17 protein-coding genes and 1 riboswitch are annotated in these 14,376 nt (G+C 26.3%); of the genes, 12 read left to right on the top strand and 5 right to left on the bottom strand.

Going from position 1 to position 14,376, the window contains the following annotated elements:
* Window positions 1-27 precede the first annotated feature (27 nt).
* Window positions 28-216, top strand: a complete 189-nt coding sequence (locus Q3304_RS04220; protein WP_021384372.1) for a ferredoxin — start codon at window positions 28-30, stop codon at window positions 214-216.
* A 53-nt stretch (window positions 217-269) separates the two neighbouring features.
* Here Q3304_RS04220 and Q3304_RS04215 read toward each other — a convergent pair whose 3' ends face one another.
* On the bottom strand, window positions 270-1,139 hold the full coding sequence (locus tag Q3304_RS04215) for a methionyl aminopeptidase (protein ID WP_407814345.1): 870 nt from the start codon (window positions 1,137-1,139) through the stop codon (window positions 270-272).
* Window positions 1,140-1,336: 197 nt separating this feature from the next.
* On the bottom strand, window positions 1,337-2,581 hold the full coding sequence (locus Q3304_RS04210) for an anthrax toxin lethal factor-related metalloendopeptidase (RefSeq protein WP_407814344.1): 1,245 nt from the start codon (window positions 2,579-2,581) through the stop codon (window positions 1,337-1,339).
* A gap of 293 nt (window positions 2,582-2,874) precedes the next feature.
* On the opposite strand from Q3304_RS04210, the gene Q3304_RS04205 reads away from it, so the two are divergent.
* The 5 genes from Q3304_RS04205 (at window position 2,875) to Q3304_RS04185 (ending at window position 6,170) form a co-directional block, all read left to right on the top strand.
* A complete protein-coding gene (locus Q3304_RS04205) occupies window positions 2,875-3,186 on the top strand; it encodes a GIY-YIG nuclease family protein (protein ID WP_407814343.1) in 312 nt (103 codons plus the stop codon).
* An 86-nt stretch (window positions 3,187-3,272) separates the two neighbouring features.
* Window positions 3,273-3,365: riboswitch (TPP riboswitch) on the top strand.
* Between the two features lie 101 nt (window positions 3,366-3,466).
* Entirely contained in the window at window positions 3,467-4,261 is a 795-nt protein-coding gene (gene thiD / locus Q3304_RS04200) for a bifunctional hydroxymethylpyrimidine kinase/phosphomethylpyrimidine kinase (RefSeq protein WP_407814342.1), read from the top strand.
* A gap of 23 nt (window positions 4,262-4,284) precedes the next feature.
* A complete protein-coding gene (thiM, locus tag Q3304_RS04195; RefSeq protein WP_219673486.1) occupies window positions 4,285-5,076 on the top strand; it encodes a hydroxyethylthiazole kinase in 792 nt (263 codons plus the stop codon).
* 21 nt (window positions 5,077-5,097) lie between these two features.
* Window positions 5,098-5,730 (top strand): thiamine phosphate synthase, encoded by a 633-nt coding sequence (gene thiE, locus Q3304_RS04190; protein ID WP_054270086.1) that lies wholly within the window; start codon window positions 5,098-5,100, stop codon window positions 5,728-5,730.
* 137 nt (window positions 5,731-5,867) lie between these two features.
* On the top strand, window positions 5,868-6,170 hold the full coding sequence (locus Q3304_RS04185) for a PTS sugar transporter subunit IIB (RefSeq protein WP_054270087.1): 303 nt from the start codon (window positions 5,868-5,870) through the stop codon (window positions 6,168-6,170).
* A 56-nt stretch (window positions 6,171-6,226) separates the two neighbouring features.
* Here the strand turns inward: Q3304_RS04185 and Q3304_RS04180 are convergent, their stop codons facing one another.
* Genes Q3304_RS04180 through Q3304_RS04170 form a run of 3 tightly spaced genes read right to left on the bottom strand, consistent with a single transcriptional unit; the run spans window position 6,227 to window position 8,394 of the window.
* Complete coding sequence (locus Q3304_RS04180; protein ID WP_200905556.1) at window positions 6,227-6,976, bottom strand: ABC transporter permease; 750 nt, start codon at window positions 6,974-6,976, stop codon at window positions 6,227-6,229.
* Window positions 6,970-7,932 (bottom strand): ATP-binding cassette domain-containing protein, encoded by a 963-nt coding sequence (locus tag Q3304_RS04175; RefSeq protein WP_407814341.1) that lies wholly within the window; start codon window positions 7,930-7,932, stop codon window positions 6,970-6,972. The genes Q3304_RS04180 and Q3304_RS04175 overlap by 7 nt, the downstream gene beginning before the upstream one ends.
* Window positions 7,933-7,935: 3 nt before the next feature.
* Window positions 7,936-8,394 carry a GyrI-like domain-containing protein gene (locus tag Q3304_RS04170; protein WP_054270090.1) on the bottom strand — a complete coding sequence of 153 codons (459 nt, stop codon included), beginning with the start codon at window positions 8,392-8,394 and terminating at the stop codon, window positions 7,936-7,938.
* A gap of 357 nt (window positions 8,395-8,751) precedes the next feature.
* On the opposite strand from Q3304_RS04170, the gene Q3304_RS04165 reads away from it, so the two are divergent.
* From Q3304_RS04165 to Q3304_RS04140, 6 genes are all read left to right on the top strand, one after another.
* Window positions 8,752-9,108: a GntR family transcriptional regulator gene (locus Q3304_RS04165; protein WP_054270091.1), complete on the top strand. Its 357-nt coding sequence runs from the start codon at window positions 8,752-8,754 to the stop codon at window positions 9,106-9,108.
* 72 nt (window positions 9,109-9,180) lie between these two features.
* Window positions 9,181-9,897 carry an ABC transporter ATP-binding protein gene (locus Q3304_RS04160; RefSeq protein WP_407814340.1) on the top strand — a complete coding sequence of 239 codons (717 nt, stop codon included), beginning with the start codon at window positions 9,181-9,183 and terminating at the stop codon, window positions 9,895-9,897.
* The gene (locus Q3304_RS04155) at window positions 9,890-10,714 is read left to right on the top strand and encodes a hypothetical protein (RefSeq protein ID WP_054270093.1); all 825 of its coding nucleotides are present in this window, start codon (window positions 9,890-9,892) and stop codon (window positions 10,712-10,714) included. The genes Q3304_RS04160 and Q3304_RS04155 overlap by 8 nt, the downstream gene beginning before the upstream one ends.
* Before the next feature lie 10 nt (window positions 10,715-10,724).
* Entirely contained in the window at window positions 10,725-11,942 is a 1,218-nt protein-coding gene (locus tag Q3304_RS04150; protein ID WP_407814339.1) for a hypothetical protein, read from the top strand.
* An 8-nt stretch (window positions 11,943-11,950) separates the two neighbouring features.
* Entirely contained in the window at window positions 11,951-12,763 is an 813-nt protein-coding gene (locus Q3304_RS04145) for a hypothetical protein (RefSeq protein ID WP_407814338.1), read from the top strand.
* 10 nt (window positions 12,764-12,773) lie between these two features.
* Complete coding sequence (locus Q3304_RS04140; RefSeq protein WP_407814337.1) at window positions 12,774-14,042, top strand: hypothetical protein; 1,269 nt, start codon at window positions 12,774-12,776, stop codon at window positions 14,040-14,042.
* The last annotated feature ends 334 nt before the right edge of the window (window positions 14,043-14,376 follow it).

Genomic DNA, 14,376 nt, shown 5'->3' with positions numbered 1-14,376 from the left:
ATTTGTAGCGTTTAGGAGGATTTTATTATGAAAGCAGATGTTAATCAAGATACTTGTATAGGTTGTGGATTATGTCCATCAATATGTCCAGAAGTATTTGATATGAATGATGATGGTAAATCACATGTTATAGTTGATGAAATACCAAGTGATGCTGAAGAATCAGCAAAAGAAGCTAGAGAAAGCTGTCCAGTTGATGCAATAGATGTGCATTAATAAAATAAATGCCTATAAAAATTGAATTTTCGATTTTTATAGGCATTTTTCTTTTATTGGGTTAAAATTTCAAATCCTGTTTCTGTAATTAAAACCATACATTCCCATTGAGCAGATAATTTACAATCTTCTGTATAGATAGTCCAATTATTTTCTTCATCAACAAAAATTTCATGAGTACCCTCATTTACCATTGGCTCTATTGTAAATATCATTCCAGGAACTAATAACATTTCAGTTCCTTTTTTAGATACATAACTTACAAATGGGTCTTCATGGAAGCTTAATCCAACTCCATGACCACCAATTTCTCTGACAACAGAGTATCCATTTTCTTGAGCATAGGAGTTAATAGCATCACCTATATCACCTAAGAATCCCCATGGTTTAGTAGCCTCAAGGCCTTTTTGAACACATTCTTTAGTGACCTCTACTAATTTTCTTGCATTTTCTTTAACATTTCCTATCATAAACATTCTTGAAGCATCTGAGTAGTATCCATTAAAAATAGTAGAAACATCTACATTGATAATATCTCCATCTTTTAAAATAATATCTTTACTAGGAATACCATGACAAACTTCATTGTTTATAGATGTACATACACTCTTAGGAAATCCATTATAGTCTAAAGGAGCAGGAATAGCTCCATTTTGTAGTGTAAAGTCATGGACTAATTTATTTATATCTTCTGTAGACATTCCAATTTCAATTTTATCTGAAATATAATCTAAAATTTTTGTATTTATTACTGCACTTTTTTTTATTTCTTCAATTTGCGTTGGATTTTTTATAATGTCATGGGTTGGTACAATATGACCTAACCTTGCAAATGAATCTATTTTATTATCCATATCCATATGGCATTTTTTATATTTTTTAGTACTTCCACACCAACAACTATCATTTCTATTCAACTTCATAGCTCTTCATCCTTTTTCTATTATTTATTTAAATTATGGGTCACATAAACTATTTTAAAACATAGCCACCATAAATATTATAACATAAATAATAAGAATCTTTTAATGATAGCACTTTATTAAAAATATAAATCGTATCATTGTGTCATTATTGATAAAGAGAATATAGTTAAATGTATTATTGGAAGTTAGAGTATTTAATATTCTAATTCAAGCTGTTCAAGAAAATCATATGTTAAAGGACAATTTTCTTTTAAAGTATTTCTTGAAACATCATCGAGATAGTAGTGTACAAATGATTCTGCAAAAAATTCTTCTATAAACTTACTAATGTAGGCATGTGCAACTTGTTTTGGGTCGTAAAGTTTATATCTTTCTTGAGCAAATATTTCCATAAATTCCTCTGAACTAGATTTTTTGTTTAAAACATTTTTATCTATAGCATGTGCAGTCTCATGTAGTTCTAAATTTTTAGCTGAATGTACATTTGCATAACTAGGATTACTGTAGCCTATTTTAACTACTATAGAATTGTTTCTATATATACCAGGAACATCTTTCCAAGTTTTACCTGATTTTACCCAGCATGGTGGTAATTGATGCTTTAAATCTTTAAATTCTGGCTCATCAGTTAAGTTTGAATTTATCAATTTTATTTTTATATCCTTTTCTTTAAGTGTTTGCAAATACTTAATATTTATATTTGCAAGCCTATTTTTTATATTTTCGACTTCATCTTTATCATAGTCTAAATCGTTTGGAAGTATAAGCATTTGTTCAATTATGCCTAGGTTATTTTCTTTTATATCTTCATCTTTTTCACCAAATTCAGATTGAAGAGTATCATTTTCATATATAGTTATGTTTGTACGGTTTTCTATAGTATAAGAGTGGATATTTTCTAAATCTAAAATATTCATTTGATGTAAAATATTTTTTGTTTCACCACTCCAAAATACTAAAGAAAGTGAATTAAAGTCAATCAAAGGATTTTCTTTTAGTTTTGTCTCATTACTTATATCAACATCAAATACATATTCAATACAGTCTTCTACACTAAGAACATCTGTATTCTTTTTAATGTATAAATATGCTTGTTTTAATTCTATATAAATGTCATCTAAAGATTCGTCATAAAATTCTGATAAATTTTTTCTGAAGAGTTCTTCACTTAAAAGTTCATTTTTATCAGTTATACTTTCGATTAAAGTGTTAATTTCTTTTATCATATCAGAGATACTTATTTTTCTATTTGCTTTTTCATTAGATACATTGCATGGCGCAAGAGCAATGCAATAAAAATCTTTTTCTTTTTTGTAAAAGGCTTTAAGTGGTTTTGACAAAAGTGTAAAATCTACACCTATCTGTAGATTAACTTTAATTAATTCCTTTTGAGTTAATTTAGTATTATTGCTTTTAGCTATAATTAAATTGTTTTCCATAATCATTGCCCCCTTTTTATTAGGGTATCATAATTTTTTTATATGTGTCAATTTATTTTTTTGAAAATTATAATTTTTTTGAAAATTTTATTTTTTATAATTTGTGAATTTTTTGTTACAAAAATAAATACGTTATTATTATGTCAAAATTTAGCGTTAGACTTATATAGAATAGATTTTATACACATGTATTAGATAAAATTAGTCCTAAGAAGATTGCATATGCAAAATACATGCCATTTCATCAATTTTATAATATAATGTTTATATATTTAATAAGGATGTGATTTGAAATGTATTTTACATATATTATAAGATGTAAAGATGACTCTCTATATACTGGATATACCAGTAATATAATCAGAAGAATGAATGAACATAAGTCGGGAATTAATTCAAAATATACAAGAGCAAAAGGATTTAAAAAACTAGAAGTTTATTTTGTAACCAACACGAAAAGTAATGCAATGAAATTGGAATGTTATATAAAGAAATTAACTAGAAATAAAAAATTATATATAATAAAAAATCCAGAAACGTTTATAGATTCAATTGATAATAAAGATGCTTATCTTGTTGGAAAAGAAATAGAACAATTAATGTAAACATTAATATTATAATAAGTGTATATTATGTAAAAACTTGACAATAAATACTATTGTACTATAATGAAGTTATAAATATAATAAATTAAAGTAGCTAGGGGAGCCAAGAGCTGAGAGGTATACCGACCCTTACACCTGATCTGGATAATACCAGCGTAGGAAAGCTTAGTATAAAACTTAAGTGTATATTATTTACTATATATGCGATTTCTAAGCTATACCTATTGTAGGTATAGCTTTTTTAATTAAGTTATTTAAATTAAACTTTAGGAGGGAATAAATGAGTAATTATAAAATACCAACACTTACAGTAGCTGGGTCAGATTCATCTGGAGGAGCTGGAATTCAAGCTGATTTGAAGACTTTTAGTGCAATTGGTACTTATGGTATGAGTGTAATAACAGCTATAACAGCACAAAACACTCAAGGGGTTCTTGCAGTAGAAGATTTAAGTAAGGACATAATAAAAAAACAGATAGAGGCAGTATTTGAAGATATACCTCCAAAAGCTGTAAAAATAGGAATGGTTTCAAGTCCTGAGATTATACTTGAAATAGTTGAAAATATAAAGAAATACAATCCAAAATATTTGGTAGTAGACCCAGTAATGATATCTAAAAGTGGATATTATTTATTAAAGCCAGAAGCAAAAGAAAATTTAATTAAATACTTGATGCCACTTGCATACATAATTACACCAAACATCCCAGAGGCAGAAGAAATCACAGGAATAAAAATAAATAATATAGATGATATGAATAGAGTAGGAAAAGAAATACTAAAGCTTGGTCCTAAGTTTGTCCTTATGAAAGGAGGACATTTAGATGGAGAAGCAGTTGATATTTTAGTTGGTAAAAATATGTTTAAAGTTTATAAAAGTGAAAGAATTGATAAAAAAAATACACATGGAACAGGATGTACATTATCTTCTGCAATAACCTCTTATTTAGCTTTAGGTTATGAAATAACAGAAGCAGTAAATTTAGGCAAAATCTATATAACAGAGGCAATAAAAAATAGTTTTGATATAGGTCATGGAGTAGGGCCAGTGCATCATTTTTATAAATTTGAATAATAAAAAATTGTTGGAGGTAGACTATGTATAATTTAATTGAAGATGTAAAAGAATCAAATCCACTGGTAATTCATTACACTAATAATGTAACCATAAATGATTGTGCTAATGTAACCTTAGCCATAGGAGCAAGTCCTCTTATGAGTTTTTCATATGAAGAAGTAGAAGAAATGGTGAGTATAGCGAACTCTGTAGTAATAAATATAGGAACAATGAATTCAAATATGTTAGATTTATTTTTATTAGCAGGAAAAGCGGCAAATAAGTACAATAAACCTGTTATATTAGACCCAGTTGGAGTATTTGCAAGTAAAGCTAGGGCAGAACTTACAAGCAAACTCTTGAATGAAGTCAAATTTAATGTAGTTAAGGGTAATATGGCAGAAATAAAGTTTATAGGTGGTTTTGATGTAAGGGGAAAAGGTGTAGATTCATTTGATGAAGAAGAAGACTCCACTGATATAATAAGAAAAGTTTCTGAAAAACTTGAATGTATCGTAGTAGCAACTGGAAAAATAGATATAATAACAAATGGTAAATATACATATAAAATAAACAATGGAACTGATAAATTAAAAGGCATTACAGGAACGGGATGTATGACTGCTAGTTTAATTGCGAGTTTTATGGCTGTTACTGAGAATACATTAGAAGCAGCTACAATGGGTGTTCTTACGATGTCTTTAAGTGGAGAGTTGGCAAATTTAGACAATCCACCAATAGGAACATTTAAAGAAAATCTTATGAACACTATTTATAAAATGAATATAGATACTTTAAGCAAAAATTCTAATATTGAATTTTTAAACGAATAAGGCTTTAAGAGGAGACTTAAAATGATAGATAAAGAAAACTTAAAAAAAGACTTAAAATTATATTTAGTAACTGATTCTGAAATGCTTGAAGGTAGAGATTTCTATAAGTGTATCGAAGATGCAATAGCTTCTGGAATCACAACCGTACAACTTAGAGAAAAAAATGCTCCTGGGAGAGAGTTTTTAAAAAAAGCTATGAAACTTAGAGAAATAACTAAAAGATATGGAGTTAAGTTTATAATAAATGACAGAGTTGACATAGCACTTATCTGTGATGCAGATGGAGTACATGTAGGTCAAAGTGATATTGATGCGAGAGAAGTTAGAAAGCTTATAGGAGATGATAAGATACTAGGAGTATCAGCAAGAACTTTAGAAGAAGCTATATGTGCAAAAAATGATGGAGCGGATTATTTAGGTATAGGGTCTATATTTACAACATCTACTAAATTGGATGCAAAATCAGCTTCATTTGAAACTGTCAAAGAAATTAAAGAAAAGGTAGATATACCATTTGTACTAATTGGAGGCATAAAACTAGACAATGTAGATAAACTTAAGAGCTTAGACAGTGATGGATATGCTATAATCTCTGCAATATTAAAGGCTAAGGATATATCTAAAGAAGTGGAAAAATGGACATTAAAAATATAAAATTAGTTCTAATAGTGTAAAAAATGGAAAAATTTGATATAATTTAAGAGTGAAATTTAAAAAGTTATAAATGATAAACTTTTCTACATATACTTTTTAATCAAGATATATGTAGATTTGATTAAAAGGAGTTATGAATGATTAGGATATTGTTAGTATGTGTTGGAGGTATGTCTTCTACTCTATTGGTAAATAAAATGGAGAAAGATGCAAAAAAAAGAAATATAGATTGTAGAATATGGGCAATTGGAGAAGGAGATATAAAATCAGAACTTGATAATTTTGATATTTTACTTCTTGGACCACAGCTTAGATTTATGTTTGATGATGTAAAATCTATAGTAGGAGATAGAGCTCCAGTATCTGTAATAGATATGGTGAACTATGGAACTTGTAATGGACACGCTGTGTTAAATTCAGTTTTAGAAATATTAAAATAAAGCATCTAAAGTGAACTCTATATAATAGAGTTCACTTTTTATTATAGATTAGTAAATTAACTTACCATTTCCTTTTTTAGCCTCCACATAGCAAGTGAGAAACTTGCACAGCATAATATTAAGAATAGTAGAATAACAGGTAATATATCTCCAATAAGAATAGTCTCACCAAATATTAAACTACGTAAAGCATTAATAATATGAGTAAATGGATTGAGCATAACGGCTATTTTTAATCCTCCAGATAAGTTTTCTATAGGGAAAAGAGCTGAGCTTAAAAAGAAAATAGGAAGTACAATTGCAGTCATAATTGTTTCATAAATTATTTCATTTGGTAACAATAGACTTATAGAATATGCTAGACTTGATAAAAAAAATGCAGTCATAAATATTAGTATTATCATAAGCATAATTCCTCCAATACCAGATTCTATCCTTACTGAGAAGAATATACTTACTACACATAAAATAGTTACTTCTAAGAAAGAAACTAAGATAGCTTCTAGTAATTGACCCAAAACAATTGAATATCTACTAATCGGTGCAATCAAAACCCTATAGAAACTTCCACTGTTCTTCATTATGAAGTTGATGATACCACCACTACTACATGAGGAAAATACAACTAGTATAATAATACCTGGTAGTATAAAAGCGGTATAATTACTAATATTCATATTATTCATAGTTTGATTTGCAATAGAGCTATAAAGTACAAGCCAAAGAAAAGGTTGTAATATAGTAACTATAAATGATATTGGATTTTTAAAACGCCATTTCATACTACGCCATAAGATATTTAACATTCCCATTCCTCCTTTAAGTCTTTTTTAGAACTTGTTAATGCTAAAAAAACATCTTCAAGACTTGGTTCTACAATTTCTATTGCATCAAATTTTATGTCATGTTCTAAAAGCCACTTATTTATTGAAGTAAAAGCAACTCTACTATCCTGTACACTTATAAAAATCGAGTTTTCTCTTATACTCATAAACTTGACCAATCCAGTATTTTTAATTTCATCTTTATATTTTTTTATATCTTTTATATCATGAAAAACTATGCGCAGTATATTTTGTCTAATGTAACTACGTAAACTGGATGGCGTTCCATGTGCCAAATCTTTTCCATTTTTCATAATACAAATGCTATCACTCAATTGTTCAGCTTCTTCAAGATAATGAGTAGTTAGAAATATAGTTGTGCCATATTCATCTCTAATTTTTAATAACATATCCCACATAGCTTTTCTTGAGTCTACATCCATACCAACAGTTGGTTCATCCAGAAATAGAATCTTAGGAGATGATACCATATTCATAGCTATATCTAATCTACGCTTTACTCCACCAGAATATGATGAAGTGGGATATTTTAAGTAGTTAGATAACTCAAATTTATCAATTAAAGATTCTATTCTTTGTTTTGCAATTTGTGGTTCTACTTTATACATCTTGCTTTGAAATACCATATTTTCCATAAGAGACAGGTGTTCATCAATAGAGACTTGTTGTGCTACACAAGCAATTTGAGTACATATCCAAGAAGGATTATCTACTAAATCTTTTCCAAAGACTGTTACATTTCCAGATGTAGGTTTATAAAAGGTGGTCAAAATGTTGATAAGAGAAGATTTACCAGCTCCATTAGGACCAAGTAAAGAAAAAATCTCTCCAGCATTTACATTAAAACTTAGACCATTTAAAGCTTTTACACCATTTTTATACTCTTTTACTAAATTGTCTATTTTAATCGCTAGCATATGTTATTCCTCCTCTTTAAGTGGAAATATGATTTCTGTAATATATTTATCTGGATTTCCTTTTATCAGCATACCTGGTCCTTTAATGAATACTTCTCTCCAAGGAGTTTGTATTTCTATATTATTTTCATGAATATATTTAAATATCATTTCATACGTTTTTGGCAAATTACTATAGGCTCCTATGTGAGTAAAAAACAAAGCTTTTGTTTTAGGAAATTCTTTTATGGTTACACCAATACGATTTGGAGTTTCTGAAGTCGGAACACATAGTTCCATTTCTCCAATACCAGTTTTTTGGTCAACATTATAGTAGCAAAAGAAAGGAGCTCCATTAGATTTTCCTTTTATAGATTTAAATACATTTGGAAAGTATTTTGTTGCTTCAGTCATAGGGCCATTATAACGCATAGTAGCTACTGTGACTGGTTCAATATTTTTAATTTCAATTTTATAACTCATTTGTTTACCTCCTAATATATACCAATATTCTTATTAGATTTTTAATTGTTAATACATATAAAACTTTTAAATGATTGATAACATATAATCTTATCTCATTCACTTGTTTTCAAGTCTAACATAACATAAAATATATATCCTCTCATTTGATGCTCCATTTTGTAAAGTTATAATTCAAGCTTTACTTTTAATGTCTTAATAAATTAAAATAAAATGTAAATTATAAAAAGGTGTTTACAAACTAAGTGTATTAATCGTATAATACACTTAATAGAATATTAAATAAAATACGAGCTAAAGGTGTATTTTTTTAAAGCAAGTGTACTAACGTATTAATACACTAGAATAGGAGGAAGCATGAATTTTGAACTAGATAATACAACACCCATTTATTTGCAGATAATAAAATATATAAAAAGACAAATAGTAATTGGAGCTTTGAGACCAGGAGAGACGATACCATCGAGAAGAGAAATGGCACTTAATCTAAAAGTAAATCTAAATACTGTTCAAAGAGCATATAAGGAGATGGGTGATATGAATATAATAAATACTTTTAAAAACTATCAAAGTAGTGTAACAGTTGATGAAGATATACTAAAAAACTTAAAATTAGAATTGATAAATGAATCTTTATCTATTTTTATAGAAAATATGAAAGCAATAAAGGTTACTAAAGAGGAAGTTTTAAAGATAATAGAAGAAGAATACTAGTCTTTTAACAATTATAAAACTTAATTAAAAAAATTTATTGTACAAGCATATTAAATATGGAGGGTACTAATTATGATAGAAGTAAAAAATGTCAGTAAAACATATAAAAGGATGCAAGGTCTTAAAATAAGAAAGATAGATGCTTTAAAGAATGTAAGTTTCAATATAGAAAAAGGTAAAATAACTGCATTACTTGGGATAAATGGTGTTGGTAAATCAACAATGTTAAAAGCAATAGCAGGTCTTATAAATATTGATAGTGGAGAGATTCGTATAGATGGAGAAAAAATAAATGAAAAGATATATAATAAATTAGCATTTGTTCCAGATGTAGAATCTCACTTTAGTAATACGACAATAAAAGAAACCTTTGAATTTATGGAGATTTTTTATCCAAAATGGAATAGAGAGAAGTCAAAAGAAATGATGAACATATTCAAATTAGATGAAGATGAAATAATAGATAATTTATCAAAAGGAAATATTGCAAGAGTAAAATTAATTCTTGGATTTTGCCAAGACCCAGAATATATACTACTTGATGAACCATTTACAGGAATTGATTTATTTAAGAGGGAAGAATTTATAGGAGTAATAGCACAATATATGGAGGAAAATCAGGCTATTATCATTACTACTCATGAAATAGTAGAAATAGAAAGTTTAGTTGATGAGGTTGTAATTCTTGATGAAGGTAATGTTATAACTTCATTTAATGCAGAGGAATTAAGAGAAATAGAAGGTAAATCTATATTAGATAAGATGAGGGAGGTATATAAGAATGAATAAACTTCTATATCTAATAAATGTAGATTTAAGAAGAAGTAATAAATTTTACATAGCTTATATATCATTTTTTTCATTAATTACGCTTAGTTTAAATTTATACGAAATGAATAAACTTAAGAATTCTAAATTTATTCTAAACTTAGCAGTAGAGAATTTTGGTGGTATATTTTATGGAATAGGGATACTTAGTAATATTAGATTTATCCAACATATTCTACTCTTTGGGATGTTGGGAATGTTTGTATACTATGTTTTTATGTGGAAAAGAGAGTTTTTTTCCAAAAATCAAAGTATTTACACTCTTATGATGCTACCTCAGAATAAGTTTAAGATTTGCATATCTAAGTCAATTGCTTTGATAACAATGATATATGGTTTTTTGATAAGTCAGATAGCGACATTGTTTGTATGTAAGTGTATATTTAATTTTATCTTTAAAAATGTGCCAATAATAAAGGTGCCTTTTGCGCAAGATTTATATTATTCAACTTTGAGGAGTATACCTGTTGATTTTATATCTTTCATGGTGATTTATGTATTTTTATTACTTATAGCCATTTCTCTTGTAAATTGTTGCATATTATTTATATTTTCTTATATAAATAAGTTTTATGTGCTTTTAGTTACTTTTGTAGTTCTAATAGGTCTATATTTTTCAACAGTATATATAAATATAATCAATTTATTTAGGAAATATTATGTGTTCATTGGAACACAATTTAATACTTTAGTAGCTGGTGTGCTAAGTTTTTTAATTATAATGTTTATTCTAAATGGAATATCTTATTTACTAATTAAAAAGAAAGTATCTCTTTAGGAGGGGTGGTATGAAATTAAAATCTAAAGCACCTATACTTATTATATTTTTGACCTTAGTAATATATTTTAGTATAGGTTTATTAAATAATGAAGACAATTTGAAGATAAAAACTATAAAAGGTGACCCAGATGAATTAGACTATATAAACATAAAGTTTGGATATGATTTTAATGGATATATAAATTCATATTATACAATAAATGGAGGTAATAAAATTAAAAAGACTGAATTAGTAAAACCACAAAAAGAGAGTGAGAATATAAATAATTTAATTGATGTATCTAGTGGTTCCGATTTAATTACTCATGTTGGTTTTGAAATGAATGATAATTCAAAAGATATAAATTTTGTTATAGATGAGAAAAAAGAAGATTTGGATAAAGGAGTATTTGCATCTGAAGGAAGTGATAAAGACATTGAATATGAAAAATTAGATATGAATAATTTTAAAAGAACAAAATATAAGGTAGATAAAAGTACTGATGATTATTATACAAAGGTACTATCATCAAAAAGATATAAAAGAGACTTATATGTGTCTGTATTTTATGGTGCTATAGGCGATTCGTCAGAAATCAATAAAAAAGGCTTAAGCACCATAGATATAATAAAAATTAACCCAAAAAATAAAAAAATACAGATGGTAAAAAGTATAAATTTAAGTAATTATTTTTTTGAAAAATACTCAGATGTTGATACTATTCGTGTAGGTTATGCTAGTAAAGGACAAGATAAAATGTATATTTTAATAGAAGTATTAAAGGCAGATATGGATGGTAATAGTAACTCTGAAATTACTTTACTTGAGCATTTACTTGAGTATAATGTTGAAGAAAATAAAGATAAAATAATAGAATTAAAAACTGATGATAGAATGAATAATTTAGTAAAAGCAAGTCTAAAAGATAATAAATTATATATGGTAATGTCAAATGATTATGATGACAGTCCAGGCACAAAGTTAAGTTTATTTACCTATAATGTGCTTGATAACAGCATGGATGAAGATAAGTATGTTTTAGAGGACAAAGAAAAAAGAGGTATTAAAAATGTTGAAATTGACTCAAATAAAATCATTGTATATACATCAAAACTAGACCCTGTGTTACCTTGGGATGATAAATTTATGTTGTATATAATAAATAAAAACTCTAAGGAAATAGTATACGAAGGAAAATTACAGTTTAACACTTCAAATAGTAATTTAGAATTTGAAATAAAGTAGGTGAATTAATGAAAGATTTAATGAGATTATTCGAATTTGAATTAAAAAGAAATATAAAAAATTATATACTTATAATTATTTGTTGCTGTTCTTTTGTAATTTTAAATATAGTAAAGAATTTAAATGACTATAATTATATAATAGAAAATGCAGTTAAAGATGAGCAATTAACGAAAGTAGGAAATACAATAGAAACAATAAATTTTACAGGTTTCTCAAGCTTTAGAAATATAATGAGTTCTACAGAAGCATGGTTTATGTTTGGTATAATTGCATGTATTTGCTATGCTTTTTTTATTTGGTATAGGGATTTTGATGGTAAAAGTAAATCTATATATACACTTATAATGCTTCCAAAAAATAGAATTAATATTTATACATCTAAGTTATTAAATATATTATTTCTAGTGTATAGTTACACAATAATATTTACAATAATTTTATTTGCTTTAAATAAATTATTACCTAATTATATGCTTGGAAATATTGCAAGCTACGGTTTTGTGCAAGATACAATATATAAGTTGAAAATGTTACTTCCATATAGTTTTAAAATACTATTTGTGGAGTATATATTTTTACTGATAGGATTTGTGTCTGTAGTGTTTACATCAATTCTTATAAATAAATCTATTTATAAACTAAGAACTTTAATAAGTTTCATGTTTTTAGCCTTGGAGATTTTAGTATTTATAATCTCTGTGGAATTTGTTATACCTTATGAATATAGTAATATATTTATTATCCTGTATTCAAGTATAAACATATTTATATGTAGTTTTATATCCAATAAACTTTTGAAACAGAAGATTGATTTTTAGGGGGTGTATTATGAAAGAAAAAAATATAGGAAAATATACAATATGTCTTATAATAGTGTGTTTATTGATGATTATAATGACTTCAATATTGAGTTATTTTAATAAGGACAAACTATCTGTAAATACTTTAAATGGTAATATAAAAGATATAGGAAAAGTAAGTTTAGTATATACACCTAATATAAATAAATTTTCTTATGAAGAGGTAATTGTAAGTAAGAATGGAATAAAAAATGATACAAGTCCTAAATCAAGAATTGGAAATGATTATTTGAATATCGATAAAAAATACAGTGATTTTATTAATAATAAAGGATATGAATTTGTATATAAAGATGATTTAAATATAGGAGAAGCATATACCTATATTAAGCCTAGTTTGGGACAAGAGAATAATAATTTAAATGATTGTATAAAGATTTCAAATAAAAATTTAAAAAATGGTGTAGAAGAAAGTTTTGATATTAGTTTAAAACAATCTGATTTTAAAAAAAATAGTTGGCAAACTGTGTTTAATAAAATATATAAAGGAAACTTATATATGGTAGTTAGTGAAACTAATCTTTCAGGCTCTAAAGTCAATAATATTTGCATATTAAAGATAGATATAAAAGATAAGTCTTATAAATTATTAAATAGATTTGATTTAAACTTACATAATGACTATAAACAAAATATACATGAAATTAAATTTTCTATAGGAAGCAAAATCTATTTGGAAATGGTAAGTAATAAGAGTACAAACGGAGATATTGAAGGGCATGATAATTATTCTAACCTTATTATATATGATATAGAAGATGATACTTTTAATATTAGTAATAAATTTATGGATAATCTAAATCAAGAAAAAAATGCCAATTCAAAAGAAATGGGTTTATTAAGCAAAACGAAGTTAGATTATATTGTTAAGAACAATAAGTTAAATCTTATAGCTACAGATAGGAGTAATTTTGTAATCAATCTTGTTTATGATATCAACTCAAATGATATTAAGCTAGAGGATTATGAGATACTTGATTTTAAAGTAGATTATAGTGATACATCATCTGGAATTAGGAAAGTTAAGTTATTAGATGATAAGATATATTCTATTTCAAGCATAAAAGATACTCTATCAGGAGGAAGAAAGGGAAGTAAAGAGGTTTTTGATGTAATTGGAACGAAACCAGTAAAATTTCAGGTATTCGATAAGAAACTTAAAAAGACATTATATGAAGCTGAGCTAATAAATGGAGATGTAAATATACACGATAAGTTATTTTTTGTTGCAAATTAGATGATATTATTAATTGCATTTCTTTAGATTGATATATATTTGCTATATATTAAATAGAAATAAGATGGGATAATCTTTGATTATTTCGTCTTATTTTTAAATTTAATATAAAGGTGCTTTTTAATATTTTTTTATATTGTATATCATCATTTAACTTGTATTTAATTTACTTAGATTTGAAATAGGATGAGTATAGTGGTAAAATTAATTATTAGAATATTAAAAATAATAAATAAATAATACATTATACTTAAAAAGGGGGAGCACTTTAAAATGAACAAAAAATATATTAAAGCAGGAAATCTAATTGATTAAAAAATAGCTACGCACACTT

It is taken from the genome of Clostridioides sp. GD02377, assembly GCF_045899875.1.
Lineage (GTDB): Bacteria > Bacillota > Clostridia > Peptostreptococcales > Peptostreptococcaceae > Clostridioides > Clostridioides difficile_A.
Note: the sequence above shows the minus strand (reverse complement) of the source record. Positions and strands in the feature narration are given on the sequence as shown.